Genomic DNA, 19,816 nt, shown 5'->3' with positions numbered 1-19,816 from the left:
TGATAATTGTCACACTAATTAATGGCGGTTAATGAACTATATTGGTTTTTGCTGATAAAACAAGCGCAGTTGTTATATTGATGTCAAAAAATAACAACCAAGTAGTAATGCAAATGTAATAGTTATTACAATGCAAATGGTTGCGTAATTTGTGTTTATCACCAAATGAAACGACTTTTTTGTGTGCTTTTTAGTAATATCTGACCATGATGGCACTTTTTTTAATACTGATGTTTCATTGCGTACTGCTGCGGTATTAGGTAATGACACACGAAAGCCATAACTGGGAATAATATAGATAGGTATCGCCATTTTGCCATTGCGAAGTAATTTTTTAGACAGTGATAATAATAGAATATTGAGATCATAATGATGATCTCCGCTATCTTCGTATGCATTGGGGTAGGTAAAAGTAAAACGATAGACCGACTCAATACTGACAACTTCCCCGGCTAGATGGCAAAGAGAAGCTAAAAAACGGGATTCGTCATTGGTCAGCAGGGTTTGTTGATTATCATGCCATCGAAGTAGCCTATCTTCAGGAATAAAATCAATACCTTCAAATCGATAGCATTTTATTGCCGTTTTTGTTGTCATCATTCACCTACTTGTAAGCTCTTCGAACACAACCGCCTCGATAGCATTAAGTGTTGACGGAATTACGACAATCATCAAATTATGGGTCTTATTAATAATAAAAAAGCCCATCACAAGATTACTATGATGGGCTTATTGTATGCTTAATTTTGTAACGCTATGAATTACATTAACTTATTAATATAGTCGTATAACGACTTCATGATTTTCATTTTATGTTCATTTGACTGACAATCTAATGCTACTGCTTCAAAGTTCTCCATGTATTTAGGCATATTCTCTTCAAGGAAATCTTGGCAATGATGCTTCCAACGTTGTTGCTCTTGATAGGTAAGTGTTAGAGGGTAGTTACGCGCACGATAGCGGAACAGTAACGGCTTAATTCGTTCATCATCGACATTGATTTCCAATGTTGCCAATGAATCAACCTCAGTTTCACGAATAATATCCATCGTAGAGCGATCAGCAGTGGAGAAGAAACCATCATAAAGCATGGTATCGACGTTGCCGTTATTAGCGTATTCACGTTTAACACTGAACATTTCTAGCAATTTCGCCCGAACTTCAGGGTGTTGTTTTAATAATGCTAAATTTTTAAGGCATAACTCACGATCAATCCCTAATCGTGCGGCATCTTCTGCTTTTAGTGTTTTGGCAGGCGCAAGCACCGGACACTTGTTTAAATGCACTTCTTTAATCGGGACGGGTAACTCATCAGGACCAAGATCGATACGCTTAGTGTATAAACGTTCACGCAGTTGATCAGCATCAAGCTCAATTAATGGGGTCGGATCTTGAGCTAAATTAACGCAGATCACCGCATTTTTGTTATCAGGATGCCACGCCATTGGTACGATCCAACTGGTATTGCCACATTCAGTGCCAAACATACCGGATACATGCACAATTGGGGTTAGGTCAACAATATCGATTAACTCTTGTAACTGACGCTTATGACGTAAGTTAAACAGGTAATCAAACAGCTTAGGTTGGTTGTGCTTTAAAATCTTCGCCAGCTCAATCGTGGCGTACACATCAGCCATAGCATCATGGGCATTCGCGTGTTCAATTCCATTGGCGACAGAAAGCTTCTCAAGCTTAAAACTCGGACGACCTTCATCATCTGTTGGCCAGTTAATACCATCAGGACGCAGTGCATAACAAGTACGCATGATATCGAGTAAATCCCAACGAGAGTTACCGTTTTGCCATGCCCAGCCATAAGGATCATAAAAGTTACGGTATAACGTATAACGGGTAACTTCATCATCAAACCGAACATTGTTATAACCAATAACACAGGTATTTGGCTTTGATAACTCGGCATGAATTTGCGCAATAAACTCAGGCTCTGATAAACCTTTCTCCATTGCCTCTTGTGGTGTAATACCTGTAATTAAACAGGCTTCAGGTGAAGGCAGGTAATCGGCTGGTGGCTTACAATAGATCACCAAAGGCTCACCGATGATGTTCATCTCCATATCGGTACGCACCCCTGCAAACTGGCAAGGGCGATCATTCGCTGGACTGGCACCAAAGGTTTCGTAATCAATCCAATATAGTGTTGGCTCGTTTTTCTTGTTCATAGTATTTTCCAGAAGCCATGAGTGCGGTATTAAGTGTCTGCTATAACTATGGCTTTTTATTATATGCTGTTCGCATACACAGTCGTTAATTCCAAGTGAATTCAGCGTGGGATTTGCATTAATGTCCTAATGCATGTCCTAAAATTAAAGCCTGTGTCCTAAATAAAGGGAATAGCGTAATGAGCCTGACAGACCGACAACTTAATCTTATATCAAAGCAAGACACTTATGACGGTAAAGCTGAAATTAGTGATGGTGAAGGGCTCGTTGTCCGCATTACACCTAAAGCGAAAATCTATTTTGATTACCGTTGCCGCTTTAATAAAAAAAGTCTAAGAATTCGTATAGGTAAGTATCCCGTAACTAGCCTTAAAGAGGCAAGGCGAAAGCATAAATTAATGATGGAATTGAGAGAATTTGGTCGAAATCCCAACATTGCTATAACGGGTGAGCTTGAATTTATCACTTTAGATGATTGTGTCGCGTATTGGCTTAAACATTATGTCCCTCAATTAAAAGTGGGTACTCAAGCTCTTTATCGGTCTTTTTCCAAAAATTACCTTATTGGTACGTTCCCTGAGCGTAACGTTGAAACCATTTCAGCTAGAGAGTGGATGCAGTGGTTAGATACTATCAGCCTTGATAAACCCAAAACCGCTAATTCACTCTTTACCAAACTAAGAGCCTGTTTAAATTTCTGTAAGAGTAAATTCATTATTGAAAAAACAGACTTAGACCGTATTAAAAGACAACACGTAGGTAAAGCACCAGAAGTCGGAACCCGAGTACCAACATTTTCAGAACTTAGCATGATTTGGTTGGCCATCGAACGCAGCCGCGCCAGCTCATCCAATAAAGCGTTACATCAGTTAACTATGTTGTGGGGCAGTCGTTTATCTGAGTTGCGCCTTGCGCGTCGTAGTCACTTTGATATGGAAGCGGGTATATGGACGGTACCGAAAGAGCTTAGTAAAACCAATACACCAATAAGACGCCCAATCCCAACTAAAGCACGGGTGATATTAGAGCGAGTAATGGCAACCTACGATGATGTGTTGTTCCCTGGAGGTGATCTTGATAAGCCGATAACTATTGCAGCGGCTAACCGTTATATTCGCCGAATTAGAGATAGTTTACCTATTGAAGATTGGCGTACCCATGATTTTAGACGTTCGCTATCTACCGGTGCATCAGAATTAGGTGTAATGCCTCATGTGGTTGAAAAGATGCTTGGTCATGAGCTAGGTGGGGTATTAGCGGTTTATAACAAACATGATTGGTTGAAAGACCAGTTAGAAGGGTATGAGTTGTATGCGACGAAACTGGATAGTTATTTGAAGTAATATATATGTAACAAAGTTTACGGGCTAATAGAGATAAATTCATTATATAATGATAGCAACAAATTGCACTGCGCATTTTACATATGGTGGCTTGGCTGTGAGAAAGAAAATACTAATAATAACAAGTAGTTACGATAAAACCTGTGATTATATTATAAAGAAATACAGTGAATTAGACTTTTTTAGATTTGATATTGACCAATTTTCAGAGTATCGAGTAACATTTACGTCTAAAGGTTTTCAAATAAATAGTACTAATTGCTATATTGATTCATTAACTTGTCTTTCAATATATTTTCGAAAACCGATAATGGAAAATCTTGATGGAATCTTTGAGGATGATTATCACTCATATATTCATAAAGAAACATATTCGATGATCGAAGGGATTGTAGAAAGTTTTAGAGGAGTGGTACTTACAAAACCATCAATTATGCGTAGAGCTAATAATAAAATATATCAAGCTTCTATTGCTACTGATGCGGGTTTTATTAGTCCTGAATTTTCTATTACAAATAATATAACCGAACTGAACTATTTTACAAATATTAAAGGAATTATTAAGCCTTTAGCTATCGGTGAAATAACTAAAAATTCAAAAAAAGAATTTGTACAAACTAATTTAATAGATTCTTCATATAAAACGGATAAATTCCAATATTCTCCTGTTTATTTACAAGATTACATTGATAAAGAATATGAAGTTAGAGTTACTATTGTTGATAAACATATTTACCCTGTAAAAATTTGTTCTGATAATAATGTAGATTGGAGAAAGCCTAATAATAAAGTTATATATGAGATCTGTCTGATTCCAGAGGAAATAAAAAATAGTTGTTTTAAATTCATGAAGTCTTGTTCTATGAATTTTGGATGTTTTGATTTTATTGTAAAAAATAATATTTGGTATTTTTTAGAGATGAATGCTAACGGGCAATGGGCTTGGTTAGAAATTGAAATGGGATTAGACATATCAAAATCGATTATTGATTTCCTGACTAATGATATTATATAAATAGGTTTCCTATGGAAAAAAAACATAATGTTATTTTAGATGAAATGATTTTAATATGTTGTAAGTTTTTAAACTATCTTCCTTTATTTCATCTATCGTGTGATGAAAGTTTTGATACAATTAAAAGTATGACAAATTTTAGATTTTCTTTTATTTCATTACCTTGGGGAGATAAGCATTTATATTTTTTATCGTATAAAAAAGGGATAAAGTTTTTTCATGTGTTAAGACTTTCAGATATAAATAAGCCTTATGAAGAAGAACAAGTAAATGACTTAACAGATAAGTTTTTATCATTAGAAGATGATAAAGAGAATTTAAATAGTCAGTTAAGAATAGAGTTTTTAAAATTTAAATATGCAGAACTTCAAAATAGCATTAATACGCTAAATAATAAGGTTAATAATTATATTGCAATATCATTGGTTTATATTGGTGTTTTTACATATTTATTTAAAATAGCTATTAATGTCACCTCATTACCATTTGTCTTTTTTATATGGATATTACTTACTTTATTTGGTATTAATCTACTTAATGTTTTAATTTTATTAAGACGTTATTTACAAGTTAAATCTTACATGAAAAGTAAGTTTTCATCATTTAAACAATCTCCTGATTGGAGGTCATTAGCAAAAAGTTTTTATATTGATTGGCTTACTTCAAAAGATGAACAAAATGCTTCCGCATCATTAGTGTTAAATATTGAAAAATATTTTATAAGAAGTATTGTTTTTAGCTTATTATTATTTTTCAGTATAACAATAGAACCATATATGATAAAAACATCATCCGTTAATAATAGTTTAAATTATAATGAAATTGTTTTAGTGGATGAATATGGTAAATTTTCTCCAGAAGGATTGTTAAAATTATCAAAGAATATATCTCTAGATAAAAAAGTTGTTTTTATTTATTCTTCATCAAATATATTAGCTAAAGATACAATTGATTTTACAATTAAGATATTAAACTTATCAAAACATAACTTGATCATAAAATTAAATGATCGATTATTTGATAATAAAATGATTATTTCCGTAATAGAGTAATAATATGAAACCTTATATAATGAATTATAGTGAAAAGATGGATATTTCTCTTTCTTCAGTTGCTGTTATTGATACGACAGCTCTTACTTTTACTAGTGAGAGTCAAGATAATGATTCTATTTGTATGGATTTGACTATTCAAACAAATACGGTTGAATCAACGGATAATGATAGTATTCTGCATTTGGATAGTACAATAATAACTAAAACATCAGAAGCTACTGATCAAGATCAAATATACCTTGATACAACATATCAAACGAAAGTTGTTGAAAATAATGATAATGATTCCATTTATTTTGATACAACAATGATGACTGAATCTATCGAAGGTTTAGATCCTGATGAGATATTATTATCTTATTAATATTTAAATTAAATATGTATAGTCAAGCTTTCTTTAAATTATAATTATAAAGCGATCTCTTACCAAGATCGCTTTGTTTCTAAAGCTGTATCCCATTGAGTTGATAGTGCTTCATGATCAACAGTGAAGTGCTGAATGACATATATAGCATCAGTGTCGTTATAACTGAGTTTTACAAATCCAAGATGGGTTAGCTCATGACTGTAGTTATTAAAATAAACTTTGAATGTGAAATTTAGATATTGCTGGCAGCAGGTTAATAATGATTTTTTAATATCATCGAAGGAATCGTGTTCATAAACAACTAAGATTTTTTCATCTAGTGAATGTTCATAGTTAATACTTGCCATAATTTATCCCTGAGTGTTATTACCAAAACAAACAAAGCGATCTCTCACCAAGATCGCTTTGCTTCTAAAACCGTTTTCCAAACCGACTGGTATTATATTTCCATTCTTCAACGGCAGAACGTAACCAACGTAAGGGCATAAGTGTAATTGGTTCAGGGAAGCTGCGTGTTTGTCGCCACTTATAAATGGTTGCTCGACTGGTGATTTGAAACATCTCTAAAACTTCAACGTGACTAATTAAAAGATGTGTTGATTGCTCATTAAGTTCAGCATAAGTTTTTGCAGGTGGTGGTGAAGCAGGTAACTGGTTTTCTTGCTTACTTTTATAGTGTGACAGTGTCACGTTAAAGTTGTTTTCTGTAGTATATGAGACGCTTACAGTAGGGTAGGTATTGTAATCGAACATGTTTAGTTCCTTATTAGCATGTTGCACTAACAAAAATAGAAAGATGACCCCGATTTGTGGTATGCAGTAGTGGGAATATGGATAGAACTACCCCAAAAAAGCCTAGTAGTAATGTATGCTATGGACATAAGGTGGGAAGGGACTGTACTGGTTCTTGGATATCGATGGTTTATTATGTTTAGTTATTTCTCTTCATTAAAGATAAAACGTGATGGATTTCACGTTTTATCTAGAATAAATTGTAAATGTTTATTAAATAATTATTCATTTGAAGTAATGTAAAATAAGCTTTTCGAACCGTGGGTTTAAGTTTGCCTTCGTAGTACGGTTAAAGGGATTTACAAGGATGTGGAAAGCCACTTAATTAAGGGCTATAGCTGGATATTGGTATTAGTGATATTACTGATGGCATCGTTATAACCTGACCAATTATCAACACCTGCATTTTCAAGTGCTGTCAAAATAGCATCACGTTTTCGAAGATAATTCGCTTCTTTAGCGGTCATCTGAACCATCAGTACTGCTTTGATTTCTGAAGCCTCTATGTGTTGAGCAAGAACTGCTGATTCTAGTGCCATTCTGCCTTTATCTACCGCATTGCTAATAACATCACTTTGCTTACTTTCTTCGCTAGCCGGTGCTATTTCCTGTTGGGCTTCAATCTTTGCTTGTGCTTTAGCCTCCGCTTCTATCTGAATTTGCTGGCGTTCTTGCTCTAATCGAATATCTTCTGCTGCCTTGTGATCAGTGATTCGTGATTTAACAAGTGCACTAAAGTCATCGTTATCTTTAAAGCAGATTGCCGCCCAATCATTAAATAAAAACTGGTATTCAGCATGTGTTGAAAGAGTAGTGTAGTTGTCCTTTGCTATATTAGCTAAAAGGTCGGCTTCTACTAGAGCTTGTGCGATAGCAGTATCTGCCGCTTCTTCCAGTGATTGAACAGTCTTTTTCCCTTTCATGGCATTAAGCACGGATATTGTGGATATTGGCATTGGGGCTTTGATGTCTAATGATAACGTATTGAGGTGCTGCTGAATTTTAGCGTTGGCATCGTTAAGAATATTTTTGCGGATTTCATCTTTACGATTCTTCACTTGTTTATCTGCAGCTAATCGCGCTTGGCGAATTTGTTCGCTGACAAACTTCAATTCTTTAGTAAAGGTATCAATGCTATCTACCTCGCCAAGTACTTGTTCTGATATTGCCTTAAGTTTATCTTCTGCTGCTTTGAATACTTTGACGAGCTGTTCAGCATCAGCAAACTCTTGGTCGGTTTCAATGGGGAGTTTTGATTTTTCAATCAGTGCCATGGTCGCTTGTTTGAATACATCAAAATTACTGTGGAGCGTTAAACCCTCCATTTTGTAAGTTAAAGCGGGTAGGTCACGGATAGGCTCGGCTTCAAGAATAATGACTTCTTCTTTTTGTTTATAACTGGCTAAATCTTTTTGAAATTGCAGCCAACCGGCAATGAGTTGTTCGCGGCGCTCTGGCAATGAAATATATTCACAAGAAGCAAAGAGTTTGTCTGTCCCGTCACTACAAACAAAGAAGGCTTTCTCTGCACCTGAGACTAGAAGTTGTTGTTCTAATTGCCAGTAATAGTGCGGTTCTAAATGACCATCAAGCACATGAGCAAACAAGTTTTGATTATAGAGTTTGTGCTCAAAGACAATGTCTTCAAGTAGGGTGATACCGTCAAAACTTGCAAGCATCCAATCATAGTCATCACTGATTGCTGTTGCAGGAAACAACTCTTCACCAATAATTTTTTCTACGAGTGGACGAGCAGTGTCTTCTGCTGCATGGCCACGAGCAAATATCTTTTCTTGAAAGCTATTCACATCTAATCGTTCACCCGTTGCTTTTTGTTTAAGTAAGGCTTCACGGCTTTGGTATTTTGATACGCCCATCATGATTGGTGCTTCACTGGCCGTAAATTTAGTGGCGCGTAATTCGTGCCATGGTTGAGTTCCTTGAACAACGTTTGTTATACGCATTAGGCTTCCTCCGCTTCACAATTAATGAGTGCTTGTTTTTGAGGTTCAGTTAACACACCTTTACTTTCAATCATGGCGATCAACTGTTCAGCTGTTTTCTTACCGGACTGAATGACGGATGACCACTTGGTGTAATTGAGTTCAAACTGATCGACAGGATAGTGTTGTATGGCTGGTTGTTGTGGGGTGATATCTTTTTCTGATGGTACGAACTCTTTGCCTTCCATTTCTTCAGCGGTCGGTGCTTGTCCGATATCTGGCCATGCTTTGCGTAGTGCTTGCGCTTCAGCACATTTAGCCAACTGTGCATAAGGACGCTTTTTCCACATAGCATTTGGTGCTTGGGCATTACGTCCAGAGGTTGCATAGTTTTCTAACCAATATTCTTTTGCGCTGAAAGCGACAATTCGATCACCAATAAGTTTATGGACGGTATATTTACACCATTCAGGAAATGTATATTGGTTACCATCTAAATCGGCTGTTAATGTAGGACCAAACTCTGGTTCATCAGCGCCAGCATAAGTACCACTTCGGTCAGCTTGAATACGATATAAACCAATACCAGGCATAACAACATCACGCCATGTTGAATTACCCGAAGATGCATCTTTAACGCTCATTGGTACGAGGTGAACAGGTTTAAGTAAAATATCTAAATGGCGTGATAAGCAGTAATCGACAGCCATTAATATTGATTCGTCGCGTGCCCCCGGGAAGACACTATTTTGTAAGGCTCCCCATGTTGATTGATCTATACCGCGTTGTGCGACAGCAGGGTATTGTTGCTCAAAAGGAATAGTTGGTTGAGTGGTCATTGGTCATTACCTTAGGTTATACATTCTCAAAGTGCTCTGGTTAAGTAAGAGCACTTTACGAATGAGTTATAAACCTGCCAGCGCAATTTCAACTTCTTCTTTTTGCTCCTTATATTCAATACGGAATATATTTAAGATAGTGGCTTCATTTTCATTAAAGAATTCTTCAAACACATCTTTTGCGAACTCTTTAAAGCCCATTAAAGTAAGTAAAGTATTGCTTGAGCTACAGTCAGCGGTGATAAGAAACTTAACCATGGCATTAGCTAATTTTCCATCGTGAACCTCAAAGTAAAAGGTTACGAAATCAGAGACTGATAGGCCGCAAAACTCACGGTTATGAAGGATTCGATGTTTGCCAATGGCTAGGAATTTTTCTAGCGCATCAGCTTCTTGAGGTGAGACTTGATTAAAAATGTTTTTCATAAGATACTCTCCATGTCCTTTGTTTTTTGTTAGTTGCTATGTTTTTTAGTTATCTGCAAAGCATTGGTCGTTACCTTTGGTGGCATACTTGGTCGTTGTCACTACGGCACTAATTTCTTGGTCGTTATTAGTGCCCAAACTAACCCTGTCAGAAATGGCAGGGTTTTTTTGTATCTGAGAAAAAGCAGCAAGGCTCACATTAACGCGAGTTAAAAAGCATTAATGTTCGTTGATGTATTGTTGTTTAGTATGCTTGTTGTTTGGTAAATTCGAGGCGTGTATGAATTGGAGCGTTGTAAACATTGATTATCTAGATTCACCAAGTGAGGCTCTAAATACTGAGATCCAAATATCATCAGTTGTAGTCGATCACCTTAATCACTTACCGTTAGGTGGTTTTTTCAAATGTCCTATTGCCGTCATGGATAGATATAGCCTTAAAGTTCAAGTGTTTTTCCCACCAGAGCTAGAAATAATAGCTCTTTTTTTGGGAGCTAGACTTACTACAAAACCTGACTTTTATTCGCTGAAAGGGATCATGGGTATACAGATTAGTCCTATTGGGCTCGACGCTAAATCACCTTATTTCCAATCGCTTTTCGTGAAACCTAACCATTCCCAATAAACAGTTACTGTTTATTGTTATTGAGCAAAAGCAGGGTATAAAGCCTCGATTCTTACTTGTTTTAATATCATTACCACAACGAATAGCCCATCGTTCATTATCATCAGTGGTAAAGGTGCAGATTTCTGATAAAAATAATAGTATTGGTTTTTCTTGCTGACTTTCTTCATGATCCATCATTGATAACTTATTAATATGTGAGCATGCATCGTTAAAAAAGGAAACAAAAGGGCGAGTTATATCATGTATGGGTAGTGAAGTCCCTTTATTATCAAAGAGTTCAATGACACCATTGGTTTTAATAACGATAGTTCTACTACCATCATCTGTAATAAAAACACTTGCAACAAGTGGTTGATTAAACAATTCTGTACCGCAAGTTTGATTTTTAAAATCATAGAATTGTTTTATTTTATTGACGTCTTCATGTGCTTTTGACATCCATGTTTTTATATTATCTACCATGCTCACTATCCTCAGCGTGCTTTGCCATTAATATTTAGTATTTCAAAGAAAACTGATTCAATTTCCTTTGAAATACATCCCCGAAGGGTGTATTCCGGTCGTTACCTTTGGTCTTATTAATCTTTACGCTTTAAATATTCAACATTGCGTTCAACTTCTGTTAGTGGTTGATATTTACGTTGGGTTCCTACTGTTCTTGCTGATGCAGTATGGGCAGTAAAATAACGTTCAAAATCTAACTGAACATTGCTTTTCTCTGCGCACATTCGAATAAAGCCTCGAATAACATTTTCGCGGAAAGCAAACCAGCCGGGGCGATTATCAAATGCTCGTTTTAAGATACATCCGTAAGATTTGTTTCTTAATTTCGCAAATTCTTTTTTAAATTTATCTTCGTCTAACGCTTCCAATTCTAATTGATTAACAATATCCGAATAGGAAAAGGTTATATGCTCATAGCTTCTAATTAAGTCGGCTGAATCCGCCATAGCCCAAAGAATATGATGAATATATTCTGGTTTACCATCTGTTGCTTGATCATAACTTTTTCGTAGTATTTCAGAGACAGAATTGATTGCATCATCAAGAGCTTGTAAAAATAAAGAGAAGTTAATTTCAGTTATTGGGTCGTCAGAAAAATGAGCTGCAACGAGGATTTTTTCGCAAATCAAGTGTACATAACTAGGAAAGCCATCGCTTAAGCCTGCTATTTTATAACGAATATCTTCTGGTAATTTAATATTGAATTCGTTAAAGGCCGTTTCAATAATCTTAAATCGACCATCCCATGGTAATACATCTAGTTTTACTTGGTGTAGTTGCCTAAAGCTGGATAAGTGACCATCCATTAAGCTATCTAATGATTGCCCAATACCTGTAAATATTAATTTAACTTTCGACCCTTTATCACCGAGTTGTTTTAGTAATACCCCAAACGCTTTTCGCTGATCATCAGGCATCTGATCAAACTCATCAATAACAATAATCGTCTTTTCAGAGTGCCATTTAGATAAACTATCCAAAGCCATTGTGGCGGTTAATGGATCTATCACTTCTGGTAATGAGGGCTTATTTGATAACTGCTCAGAAAATTCAAAAGAGAGTAGTGGTGGTTTAAAGGCAATTTTATGTGAACGCTCTGATATATCAATAGAGGCTAGAGCCTCATTTAAAATGGCAGAAATAATGCCAGTTAATGTCGATGTATAATCACAACTAACAATAATCGGTTGGTTATCCGACGATTGAAGAAGATGCGCCGCAGTTTGAGCCAATGAAGATTTACCGACTCCTCGATCTCCTAGAATAAAAGCATGTCGCCCATCAGCATGTAATGCGACTTCTAATTCTTGGAGTTGTTTTTTCCGTCCCCATAATTGCTCAATACTATCAATGGGCTTACTTGGCTTAAGAACGTTGTGTAATCGTTCTAAAAAATCAAAATTATCTAGCTGTGCGATTGTCATATCATTCTCGATTATCTAGGCATTTAGTTACCTGTATATTAAAGAAAATTGTTGTGTGAGTTAGCTAGTTGCCTCGCATTTTACGCAACGCACTATCATCGAAAGAGCATTGGTTAAAACAGTTGGTACACCACCTTTCTAGTGCACTAGCCTTGATTATTACCACTCAAAATCTCTTGTGAGAGTGGCTCAGCGCCATCAAGACAAGGCGCGAAACTTAAATATCAAATGTCATAATATTAAAGAGCAGAGATAAGTTGTATTGTCATATTTAACTTATCCGATGCATTTAAGGTAACTATGGGAACAAGCTTTGTCAATGCCGTTTCGAAATAAAAATATCATCAATAAATTATTGTCACAATATGGGTGTAAAAAAGCGCAGATTAAACTGCGCTACAATTACTTGATTTATAAGGTTTATAGATTTGATTATATTGACAATCTAGTCACTCGGTAAAAAAGTGTGGATTCACACTAATAATCATCCCTGAGCTTTAGTATTTAGATCTTAAACAGGTTTTACATGGCTTATAACTGTACCAACAATTTGACAGTTTTCATTTATTTTCATAAAACGCATTTCTGGTGGGTATTCAGGGTTTAATGTCTTAAAAAACCTTTGGTTATCAATTATTTCCATTTGTTTTAACGTGGGTTCGTGTGAGTGATCAAGCATTGCAATCACAAATTTACCATTTATCTCGTCTATCTTTGTTGGGTCTACAAAGATGAGATCATTCTCTTCAAATCGAGGTTGCATTGAATTATCTCTAACTCTTAATGCAAATGTACCTGGTGAGCATTTAACAGGGCATGGATATAGTTCAGATGAATCTGATTGCTTAATTACCTCTATCCAATTGCTAGCTTGAGCCCAATTAATTAGAGGTACAAATTGATGTATCTTCGGACCAGCAGTTACATGTGAGTATTCATACTTAGACTCGTTGAACTTATCACCACTTCCATCAAGCAACCATTTAGGGTTACATTTCAATGCTTTAGATAGTGAGAACAAAGTGTCAGCTCTGGCGTTTTTTGTTATATCTAATTCTATTTTACTTATACCTACACGGGTAACTCCCGATTTAGATGCGAGTTTTTCTTGTGTCATCCCAAGCTCAGTCCTTCGAGCTTCAAGTCGTTTACCAAATGTTGTCATATTTTTACTCAACACTAAATACAAAAAAATAAATGAACCTTTAGTAACTATTTTACATCAATTGCTTGTAACAATCAGATCGGTACACTATTATCGAAACCAAAGTATCTTTTGATAGTTTTGTGTCTAAGTGAGGTGTTATGAATAACCTGATCCAAACCTTAATAGTTAAATATGGAAATGTTACTAAAACTGCAAAAGCTTTTAGTGTCAGCCATACCGCGGTTGTGAAGTGGAAGAAGAATGGCCCTCCGCTGCACATTGCTTTGTTATGCCATTTAAGTGAAGACATCCCTTATATCTTTAATCCTAGTGACTATGGCGTTGATGACAAGGGGCTGAAGTTAAATTTAGAAACGACCAAAAAGGTAACGACCAATGATTCAATTAAACGAGTTCGAGACACAGATGCTAACTACCATCGCAGCACGCCGTAAGATCGGCAAAGTAGGGCTACCACAAGCCTTAATTCGTGATGAGCAGGTAAAAGTACGATTCACTGAATCTGACCGAGCAGTGATTGATTCTTTTTCTAAAGCAGCTGATACCAATGAAGCGCAGTTTTTATATACGTTAGCCATCTCAAGCGTTCGCGACATGATGATCAACGATACAGATTTAGCACGTGAGATAAGAGATGAATTAACAATGGCTGGTATTACCATTCCTGAATGGATGAGTGAATTATGAAGAACGTAAATGACCTCGATAAAATTATCATAATAGCATCTCGTGTCGCGGCTAAACGCCGTGGCATGAGTATTTCAGTCGCTAAAAATTTATTGCTACTAGGAACTGAACCAACAAGAGTTAATGCCACTTTGTTTCATTGTCAGCAAACTCCGCAAAAATTGGAGGAAGTGTAATGTCTATTATTCGATCCGAGCGTCGTAATCGTTTCACAACAATTAGTAATTGTGTGTTTGCCAATAACCAATTGTCATTTCAGGCGATGGGTATGTTGACTTATATTTTATCTAAGCCTGATAACTGGAGAGTGTCACCAACACAGTTAATTACAGTCACTAAAAACACAGCAAAAAAGACGGCTAGAGATGGTGTTTATGCCATTTTAAAAGAGCTTCGTGAGACTGGTTTTATTCTTCGTGAAAAACTCTCCACAGGTGAAACAAACTATATTGTTTATGACATGCCTGTAGGTAAGAAAGCCTTTATAAATAAAGAGGATATGAAGGCTGAGTTTAGTGAGTATCAATGTGATCTAACGGAAATAGAACAGTGTGAACCAAATACGGAAAACCCTGATGCGGATAAACCTAATCAGTCTGAACCGATACTAATAAAGACTGATCTTAAACAAGAACTGAAGAGTAATAATAAAGATCTATTGTCGAGCAAGCACGACGATACCAATCCACCCGATAAAAAATCTGATTCTGCAAAGCAAGTCATCCAGCACTTGAACACAGTCACAGGAAGTAAATTCCAGTGCTGCAAATCCAATATCAGTCATATCAACGGTCGCTTACACGATGGGTATACCGTTGAAGATTTGTGCCTAGTCATCACTCAAAAACAAATCGAATGGGGCAGTGATGGAAAAATGGCGCAGTACATACGGCCAAGCACGCTGTTCAAGCCAAGTAAGTTTTCTGGGTATTTACAGGCAGCCAAGATCACTGAGCTGAACCCTGGTAGAAGACCCGTCACATCTGCTGATTTTGATGACATATCTTGGGCTAAGAACCTTGGATTATAGGGAATGAAGGTAACGACCAATGAATACCATTACTGAAATAACTCCGCATGCGCAACGATTAAAACAAGCGCAATCAGAAACAGGTTTAAATGATTTTGCAGCGAAAAACATAAATCAAATATTCAAAGAGTTATGCAATATTTACCCTAATTGGAGAACCTGTTTCCGTGAGACTGATGAGTTTAACTTAGCCAAAGCCAGCTTTGCTAAAGGCATGATGGAAAACGGTATCGTTAGCATGGAGCAGGTACTGCGAGGCTTATCACAAGCTCGTCGACAAGAATCTGATTTCTTTCCAAGCGTGGGTAAATTTTGTAGTTGGTGCAAAGGGGAACCTGAGTGGCAGGGGGCCTTTCGTCGCATGTTAAATCGTATGCCAGTGCAAAGTTTGGCTGAAAAAAGAGCACGTCAGGCAACATCTTGGGCTATTCGAAACAAGTTACCAGCGCTTGCTGCTGAGAGGCGATTCAAACTCGCTTTTGAAAAATATCAAGGACTTGAAGAACAAGGTTTATTAACTGAACTTGTGCAGTTACCACCAAATAGCGTGATGACTGAATTTGATAAGCAACGTAATTCGACAACAGTGCGACCAGAGCAGTTTAAAGCTAATTCAGTATTTGCTCGTATTGCACAAAAAGGAGTACATCATGAGTAAATTTACTGAGGCAGAACGCGCAGCAATGGCAGAAGAACTTGCAGTGAATGGCTTTAATTCATTGCTACGTTTAATTGTTCTTCATGATGAAAATATCTCTGATGTCACGAGTGCAAAATACAAAGTTGGTATTTATTGCTGTGCCAGTGGTAGCGCTATTAAATCATGGTCAAAACATGGCTTACGTGGAGTTTATGTCGAACGAGCATTGGAGTTTGCTGAGTGTTACAACTTACCGATTAAAGCTCATCAGTTAGAGCCAACGAAAGCCATTATCGAGCAGTGGCTTGATTACGATTACAACCTTGTTAAATCTGGTCGAGCAAAGGCAAGCACGTTCAATGGATGGGATATTGCGGCTCGTGGAATATTAGATAAAGAGCTGGTTAAGAAGGCTAATACTAAGATATTAACGTGTGTAGGGGAGGTGTAGCGATGGATATTTCAGTTAGTAATTTAATGATGATGTCATCTCGTGAGATAGCGGAGTTACTGCAGTCTCGTCACGATAGTGTAAAACGGTCAATGGAAAGGTTAAGTGGTAAAGGTTTAATCCAACTTACACCAATGGAGGAAGTTAACCATCTTGGGCAAACTATTGAGGCTTATCATGTTAATAAGCGTGATAGCTATGTTGTTGTTGCTCAGTTATCTCCTGAATTTACGGCTGTGTTAGTTGACCGATGGCAAGAACTAGAAAATACACAACCTATACCGCTTCCTCAAACATTTGCTGATGCATTACAACTTGCTGCTGACCAAGCGAGACAAATTGAAACCCAAAACAAGCAGCTCATATTGAATGCCCCAAAAGTGGACTTTGCTGAGCGTATCGCCAAAGTTGATCGTGGTATGACATTGGGTAAGTTCGCTAAGGCTGTGAACTTAGGCCCCCGTAAAATATTCGCTGTTCTACGTGATATGAAAATATTAATCAGTGGCTGCCAAGGTTATAACTTGCCGATGCAGCAATACATTGAGAATGGCTGTTTTGTCGTGCGCCAAAGTACCTATGGGCCTGAAAATGACCGTATAGCTAATACCACATTGATTACGGGTAAAGGTGAATTGTGGCTTACCAAGAAACTTATTAACGCTGGTGTACTTAAGGCGGTAGCAATATGACTAGTCGAGAGATTCGTATTATTGGCGCTGATACGTTTGATCAACGTGTCGCTGCAATTGCTGCTATCGAGAAACACGGTGAACGTTCTGGCCATGTTATCCATAACGTGAAATCTGGCGGTATATGGTACTCAATTGAAGTGCATGTCTTCAAATGTGTTATTGCTGAAATTGTCACTAAGCGTGCGTTTAAGCTGCAAGGTGCGCAAACAGGCAGTTTCATTAAGGGATAGCGTTAATGGCGAAGATAGCGCTAGTTAAAACGCAAGGCGGGGCATTAGTCCCGCTTACCGATGACGATAAGAATTTCATCGATAAAAAACGTATAGGGACGGTGCTTGAGTGTGACTTTAAAACGTTACGCAATCCAATGTTTCACCGTAAATATTTTGCGTTATTAAACTTAGGTTTTGATTACTGGAGTCCAACAGGAGGAACAGTATCACCAGCAGAACGTGGGCTATTGATGCGCTTTGTTCGAATGTTAGCGCAATACGGTGGGGAAGAACGAATACTGCAAGAGATGGCGAGCGGTTATTTAGATCATCTATCAGTACATAGGGCGCAGCTTGAAACAGAGAAGTCGTTTGAAGCGTATCGGAAATGGGTGATTGTTGAAGCTGGATGGTATGACCAAGTTGTGTTGCCTAATGGTTCTATTCTCAGAGAAGCTAAGAGTATTCGGTTTGCCAAAATGGATGATGTTGAGTTTAGCGAGTTATATCAGGCATCGTTCGAGGTGCTATGGAATAGCATTTTGAATAGTTACTTTGAAGGTGAGGAAGAAGTGGAATTGGCTGTTAATAGGTTGTTAGGGTATTTGTGATTATTTTAGTTTCTTAAAATACTTGAATATAGAGGCAATCGTTTATGTGTTTTATTGTGTAATAAATAGAATTACTTTAAATACACGTTATTTATTGCACGTAATATTCTGCATTATTTTATTTGAGTAATTTTTAACTACAGGGTAATTGTTTTAAATAACCATGTTATATATAACTAATCGTTATAATTATTATTAATATAAATATTATTCTTTTTAAAAATCATTTACTTATTTATATGTTCGTTTGAATAAAAATAATTAATCATGACAATAAAAAATAAATTTAACTTAATTAGAAGTATGTGTAGAAAAAACAAACAAACAAGAATAATGTATTCAAACATTTGTTTAATTGGAATTAAGATATGAGATTAAGGAATAAAAAAACTGAAATCATAGTCGAAATCCTTATAGTTATATCGTGGGTATTACTAACTGTTACCTATATTTATTGTACTCAAGATATCGATTTTGGAGACGAAATTTCACCAAGCAAATCTACATCAGAATATCAAAATGAGCCTCATATAAATAATAATTTTGACCTTTATATTCCAAATGAATATGAAGGTGACGAATAATATTATGCTAATGAAATTTTTATAATCAAATAGTTAAGGAATATTAATATGAACTTTCTGCAACAAACAGATCCATCACGCAGGCGTTATGGACTCGCTGCTTTTATTGGCTTAATTGCAGGTATTGTATCGGCTTTTGTAAAATGGGGGGCAGAAGTGCCTTTACCGCCTAGAAGCCCTACTGATATATTTACCGCAATGTGTTCTCCAGAGTCTTTAATCAGGGCCGCAGATCAAATAGATTGCTCTCGAAATTTTCTAAATCCTCCTTATGTATTCTTAAGGGATTATTTACATATTACTGATCCCAATAGCCCAGTATATACGTTTGCTGGTCATATTTTTAACTCTGTTGGTGTGACTCATATTGTCTTTTCTATTGTTTTTGCTGTGGGATATTGTGTTGTAGCTGAAGTATTTCCCAAAGTTAAATTATGGCAAGGTTTATTCGCTGGAGCGCTAGCTCAAATTTTTGTACATCTCATTTCTTTCCCGTTATTAAACCTAACACCATCAATATTTGATTTACCTTGGTATGAACATGTTTCAGAAATATTTGGCCACTTGGTCTGGTTTTGGTCAATTGAAATAATACGAAGAGATTTACGGAATCGTATTACGCATGAACCCGATCCAGAAGTTCCACTAACCAGTAAAGTCGTTAATAGATGAGAACTTTATGAAAGATGACATTTTAACGTTTCTGTTAATATTAAGATTTATTTAATTCAAACAATGAATTGAAAAACATAATGAAGGCTCTAATAAGTATAATGTTAGGGCCTATTTTGAATGTTTATTAGAGTATCAAGCAAAACTGTATATGAAGAAGCCATTTAAGCTTATCGTAAGTTATTGTTGAAGTGGGTCGGTATGACCAAGTGGTATTGCCTAATGGTTCTATTCGTAGAGAGGCCAAGAGTATTCGCTTTGCCAAAATGGATGATGTTGAGTTTAGCGAGTTATATCAGGCATCGTTCGGGGTGTTGTGGAATAGCATTTTGAATAGTTACTTTGGCGATGAGCAAGAAGTGGAATTGGCTGTTAATAGGTTGTTGAGGTATTTATAGTATTGCTTTTTGTGTTAATTAACTTGGCGTAATTTGTTTAATTTTATGGTGGTAAAACATTTACTTACATTGTTTATGCGTTTTTTTGCTTTTGTGTTTCCTTATTTTTTAGTCTAATTACTCTATATGCAATATATTGTATCTGGTTG

General features: G+C 36.4%; 25 protein-coding genes. 15 read left to right on the top strand and 10 right to left on the bottom strand.

Translation table 11 applies throughout. From position 1 onward, the window contains the following. Nucleotides 1–72 precede the first annotated feature (72 nt). Together VXS03_RS07170 and sbcB are read right to left on the bottom strand one after the other, a co-directional pair. Nucleotides 73–600 (bottom strand): hypothetical protein, encoded by a 528-nt coding sequence (locus VXS03_RS07170; RefSeq protein ID WP_327762883.1) that lies wholly within the window; start codon nucleotides 598–600, stop codon nucleotides 73–75. A 161-nt stretch (nucleotides 601–761) separates the two neighbouring features. Further along, the gene (gene sbcB / locus VXS03_RS07165; RefSeq protein ID WP_327762881.1) at nucleotides 762–2,183 is read right to left on the bottom strand and encodes an exodeoxyribonuclease I; all 1,422 of its coding nucleotides are present in this window, start codon (nucleotides 2,181–2,183) and stop codon (nucleotides 762–764) included. A 179-nt stretch (nucleotides 2,184–2,362) separates the two neighbouring features. Here sbcB and VXS03_RS07160 point away from each other — a divergent pair, with 179 nt between their 5' ends. From VXS03_RS07160 to VXS03_RS07145, 4 genes are all read left to right on the top strand, one after another. Continuing rightward, nucleotides 2,363–3,526 (top strand): tyrosine-type recombinase/integrase, encoded by a 1,164-nt coding sequence (locus VXS03_RS07160; protein WP_327762880.1) that lies wholly within the window; start codon nucleotides 2,363–2,365, stop codon nucleotides 3,524–3,526. Nucleotides 3,527–3,623: 97 nt separating this feature from the next. After that, complete coding sequence (locus tag VXS03_RS07155) at nucleotides 3,624–4,541, top strand: MvdC/MvdD family ATP grasp protein (RefSeq protein WP_327762879.1); 918 nt, start codon at nucleotides 3,624–3,626, stop codon at nucleotides 4,539–4,541. An 11-nt stretch (nucleotides 4,542–4,552) separates the two neighbouring features. Continuing rightward, the gene (locus VXS03_RS07150; RefSeq protein WP_327762877.1) at nucleotides 4,553–5,593 is read left to right on the top strand and encodes a hypothetical protein; all 1,041 of its coding nucleotides are present in this window, start codon (nucleotides 4,553–4,555) and stop codon (nucleotides 5,591–5,593) included. Between the two features lie 37 nt (nucleotides 5,594–5,630). Further along, complete coding sequence (locus VXS03_RS07145) at nucleotides 5,631–5,960, top strand: hypothetical protein (RefSeq protein ID WP_327762876.1); 330 nt, start codon at nucleotides 5,631–5,633, stop codon at nucleotides 5,958–5,960. A gap of 59 nt (nucleotides 5,961–6,019) precedes the next feature. Here the strand turns inward: VXS03_RS07145 and VXS03_RS07140 are convergent, their stop codons facing one another. The 8 genes from VXS03_RS07140 to VXS03_RS07105 form a co-directional block, all read right to left on the bottom strand. Continuing rightward, the gene (locus VXS03_RS07140) at nucleotides 6,020–6,310 is read right to left on the bottom strand and encodes a hypothetical protein (RefSeq protein ID WP_327762875.1); all 291 of its coding nucleotides are present in this window, start codon (nucleotides 6,308–6,310) and stop codon (nucleotides 6,020–6,022) included. A gap of 64 nt (nucleotides 6,311–6,374) precedes the next feature. Next, nucleotides 6,375–6,716, bottom strand: coding sequence for a helix-turn-helix transcriptional regulator (locus VXS03_RS07135; protein WP_327762874.1), 342 nt, complete (start codon nucleotides 6,714–6,716; stop codon nucleotides 6,375–6,377). Nucleotides 6,717–7,087: 371 nt separating this feature from the next. After that, nucleotides 7,088–8,719 (bottom strand): lambda-exonuclease family protein, encoded by a 1,632-nt coding sequence (locus VXS03_RS07130; RefSeq protein ID WP_327762873.1) that lies wholly within the window; start codon nucleotides 8,717–8,719, stop codon nucleotides 7,088–7,090. Further along, nucleotides 8,719–9,537 carry a phage recombination protein Bet gene (gene bet, locus VXS03_RS07125; RefSeq protein WP_327762872.1) on the bottom strand — a complete coding sequence of 273 codons (819 nt, stop codon included), beginning with the start codon at nucleotides 9,535–9,537 and terminating at the stop codon, nucleotides 8,719–8,721. Before bet ends, VXS03_RS07130 begins: the two co-directional genes overlap by 1 nt. Before the next feature lie 66 nt (nucleotides 9,538–9,603). Then, nucleotides 9,604–9,963, bottom strand: coding sequence for a hypothetical protein (locus VXS03_RS07120; RefSeq protein WP_327762871.1), 360 nt, complete (start codon nucleotides 9,961–9,963; stop codon nucleotides 9,604–9,606). Nucleotides 9,964–10,540: 577 nt separating this feature from the next. Then, nucleotides 10,541–11,053 (bottom strand): hypothetical protein, encoded by a 513-nt coding sequence (locus tag VXS03_RS07115; RefSeq protein ID WP_327762870.1) that lies wholly within the window; start codon nucleotides 11,051–11,053, stop codon nucleotides 10,541–10,543. 116 nt (nucleotides 11,054–11,169) lie between these two features. After that, nucleotides 11,170–12,519 (bottom strand): ATP-binding protein, encoded by a 1,350-nt coding sequence (locus VXS03_RS07110; protein WP_087853002.1) that lies wholly within the window; start codon nucleotides 12,517–12,519, stop codon nucleotides 11,170–11,172. A 511-nt stretch (nucleotides 12,520–13,030) separates the two neighbouring features. Continuing rightward, complete coding sequence (locus VXS03_RS07105) at nucleotides 13,031–13,684, bottom strand: helix-turn-helix domain-containing protein (RefSeq protein ID WP_327762869.1); 654 nt, start codon at nucleotides 13,682–13,684, stop codon at nucleotides 13,031–13,033. Between the two features lie 140 nt (nucleotides 13,685–13,824). Between VXS03_RS07105 and VXS03_RS07100 the strand changes: the two genes are divergently transcribed. The 11 genes from VXS03_RS07100 to VXS03_RS20275 all read left to right on the top strand — a co-directional run bounded on the left by VXS03_RS07100 (nucleotide 13,825) and on the right by VXS03_RS20275 (nucleotide 19,667). Then, nucleotides 13,825–14,121, top strand: a complete 297-nt coding sequence (locus VXS03_RS07100; RefSeq protein ID WP_327762867.1) for a hypothetical protein — start codon at nucleotides 13,825–13,827, stop codon at nucleotides 14,119–14,121. Next, nucleotides 14,063–14,374: a hypothetical protein gene (locus tag VXS03_RS07095; RefSeq protein ID WP_327762865.1), complete on the top strand. Its 312-nt coding sequence runs from the start codon at nucleotides 14,063–14,065 to the stop codon at nucleotides 14,372–14,374. The genes VXS03_RS07100 and VXS03_RS07095 overlap by 59 nt, the downstream gene beginning before the upstream one ends. Further along, the gene (locus tag VXS03_RS07090) at nucleotides 14,371–14,550 is read left to right on the top strand and encodes a hypothetical protein (protein WP_327762863.1); all 180 of its coding nucleotides are present in this window, start codon (nucleotides 14,371–14,373) and stop codon (nucleotides 14,548–14,550) included. The genes VXS03_RS07095 and VXS03_RS07090 overlap by 4 nt, the downstream gene beginning before the upstream one ends. Further along, entirely contained in the window at nucleotides 14,550–15,404 is an 855-nt protein-coding gene (locus VXS03_RS07085; protein WP_327762861.1) for a conserved phage C-terminal domain-containing protein, read from the top strand. Before VXS03_RS07090 ends, VXS03_RS07085 begins: the two co-directional genes overlap by 1 nt. A gap of 19 nt (nucleotides 15,405–15,423) precedes the next feature. Beyond that, a complete protein-coding gene (locus VXS03_RS07080; RefSeq protein WP_327762859.1) occupies nucleotides 15,424–16,062 on the top strand; it encodes a replication protein P in 639 nt (212 codons plus the stop codon). Further along, entirely contained in the window at nucleotides 16,055–16,495 is a 441-nt protein-coding gene (locus tag VXS03_RS07075; RefSeq protein ID WP_327762858.1) for a hypothetical protein, read from the top strand. The genes VXS03_RS07080 and VXS03_RS07075 overlap by 8 nt, the downstream gene beginning before the upstream one ends. 2 nt (nucleotides 16,496–16,497) lie before the next feature. Next, nucleotides 16,498–17,187, top strand: coding sequence for a phage antirepressor KilAC domain-containing protein (locus VXS03_RS07070; protein ID WP_327762857.1), 690 nt, complete (start codon nucleotides 16,498–16,500; stop codon nucleotides 17,185–17,187). Further along, complete coding sequence (locus VXS03_RS07065; protein WP_087853011.1) at nucleotides 17,184–17,420, top strand: hypothetical protein; 237 nt, start codon at nucleotides 17,184–17,186, stop codon at nucleotides 17,418–17,420. The genes VXS03_RS07070 and VXS03_RS07065 overlap by 4 nt, the downstream gene beginning before the upstream one ends. Nucleotides 17,421–17,425: 5 nt before the next feature. Continuing rightward, complete coding sequence (locus VXS03_RS07060) at nucleotides 17,426–18,013, top strand: DUF1367 family protein (RefSeq protein ID WP_327762854.1); 588 nt, start codon at nucleotides 17,426–17,428, stop codon at nucleotides 18,011–18,013. Between the two features lie 632 nt (nucleotides 18,014–18,645). Continuing rightward, on the top strand, nucleotides 18,646–19,269 hold the full coding sequence (locus VXS03_RS07055) for a YagU family protein (RefSeq protein WP_327762853.1): 624 nt from the start codon (nucleotides 18,646–18,648) through the stop codon (nucleotides 19,267–19,269). 191 nt (nucleotides 19,270–19,460) lie between these two features. Then, entirely contained in the window at nucleotides 19,461–19,667 is a 207-nt protein-coding gene (locus VXS03_RS20275; protein WP_442957430.1) for a DUF1367 family protein, read from the top strand. The last annotated feature ends 149 nt before the right edge of the window (nucleotides 19,668–19,816 follow it).

Source organism: Photobacterium sp. S4TG1 (genome assembly GCF_036040035.1).
GTDB lineage: Bacteria > Pseudomonadota > Gammaproteobacteria > Enterobacterales > Vibrionaceae > Photobacterium.
The sequence above is the reverse complement of the archived record's forward strand: the minus strand, read 5'-3'. Positions and strand labels throughout refer to the sequence as shown.

Excerpts from the sequence above, each read along its gene's own strand:
- VXS03_RS07170 (WP_327762883.1), bottom strand. The coding sequence starts at position 600 with ATGATGACAACAAAAACGGCAATAAAATGCTATCGATTTGAAGGTATT.
- sbcB (WP_327762881.1), bottom strand. The coding sequence starts at position 2,183 with ATGAACAAGAAAAACGAGCCAACACTATATTGGATTGATTACGAAACC.
- VXS03_RS07160 (WP_327762880.1), top strand. The coding sequence starts at position 2,363 with ATGAGCCTGACAGACCGACAACTTAATCTTATATCAAAGCAAGACACT.
- VXS03_RS07150 (WP_327762877.1), top strand. The coding sequence starts at position 4,553 with ATGGAAAAAAAACATAATGTTATTTTAGATGAAATGATTTTAATATGT.
- VXS03_RS07145 (WP_327762876.1), top strand. The coding sequence starts at position 5,631 with ATGGATATTTCTCTTTCTTCAGTTGCTGTTATTGATACGACAGCTCTT.
- VXS03_RS07140 (WP_327762875.1), bottom strand. The coding sequence starts at position 6,310 with ATGGCAAGTATTAACTATGAACATTCACTAGATGAAAAAATCTTAGTT.
- VXS03_RS07135 (WP_327762874.1), bottom strand. The coding sequence starts at position 6,716 with ATGTTCGATTACAATACCTACCCTACTGTAAGCGTCTCATATACTACA.
- VXS03_RS07130 (WP_327762873.1), bottom strand. The coding sequence starts at position 8,719 with ATGCGTATAACAAACGTTGTTCAAGGAACTCAACCATGGCACGAATTA.
- bet (WP_327762872.1), bottom strand. The coding sequence starts at position 9,537 with ATGACCACTCAACCAACTATTCCTTTTGAGCAACAATACCCTGCTGTC.
- VXS03_RS07120 (WP_327762871.1), bottom strand. The coding sequence starts at position 9,963 with ATGAAAAACATTTTTAATCAAGTCTCACCTCAAGAAGCTGATGCGCTA.
- VXS03_RS07115 (WP_327762870.1), bottom strand. The coding sequence starts at position 11,053 with ATGGTAGATAATATAAAAACATGGATGTCAAAAGCACATGAAGACGTC.
- VXS03_RS07110 (WP_087853002.1), bottom strand. The coding sequence starts at position 12,519 with ATGACAATCGCACAGCTAGATAATTTTGATTTTTTAGAACGATTACAC.
- VXS03_RS07105 (WP_327762869.1), bottom strand. The coding sequence starts at position 13,684 with ATGACAACATTTGGTAAACGACTTGAAGCTCGAAGGACTGAGCTTGGG.
- VXS03_RS07100 (WP_327762867.1), top strand. The coding sequence starts at position 13,825 with ATGAATAACCTGATCCAAACCTTAATAGTTAAATATGGAAATGTTACT.
- VXS03_RS07095 (WP_327762865.1), top strand. The coding sequence starts at position 14,063 with ATGATTCAATTAAACGAGTTCGAGACACAGATGCTAACTACCATCGCA.
- VXS03_RS07090 (WP_327762863.1), top strand. The coding sequence starts at position 14,371 with ATGAAGAACGTAAATGACCTCGATAAAATTATCATAATAGCATCTCGT.
- VXS03_RS07085 (WP_327762861.1), top strand. The coding sequence starts at position 14,550 with ATGTCTATTATTCGATCCGAGCGTCGTAATCGTTTCACAACAATTAGT.
- VXS03_RS07080 (WP_327762859.1), top strand. The coding sequence starts at position 15,424 with ATGAATACCATTACTGAAATAACTCCGCATGCGCAACGATTAAAACAA.
- VXS03_RS07075 (WP_327762858.1), top strand. The coding sequence starts at position 16,055 with ATGAGTAAATTTACTGAGGCAGAACGCGCAGCAATGGCAGAAGAACTT.
- VXS03_RS07070 (WP_327762857.1), top strand. The coding sequence starts at position 16,498 with ATGGATATTTCAGTTAGTAATTTAATGATGATGTCATCTCGTGAGATA.
- VXS03_RS07065 (WP_087853011.1), top strand. The coding sequence starts at position 17,184 with ATGACTAGTCGAGAGATTCGTATTATTGGCGCTGATACGTTTGATCAA.
- VXS03_RS07060 (WP_327762854.1), top strand. The coding sequence starts at position 17,426 with ATGGCGAAGATAGCGCTAGTTAAAACGCAAGGCGGGGCATTAGTCCCG.
- VXS03_RS07055 (WP_327762853.1), top strand. The coding sequence starts at position 18,646 with ATGAACTTTCTGCAACAAACAGATCCATCACGCAGGCGTTATGGACTC.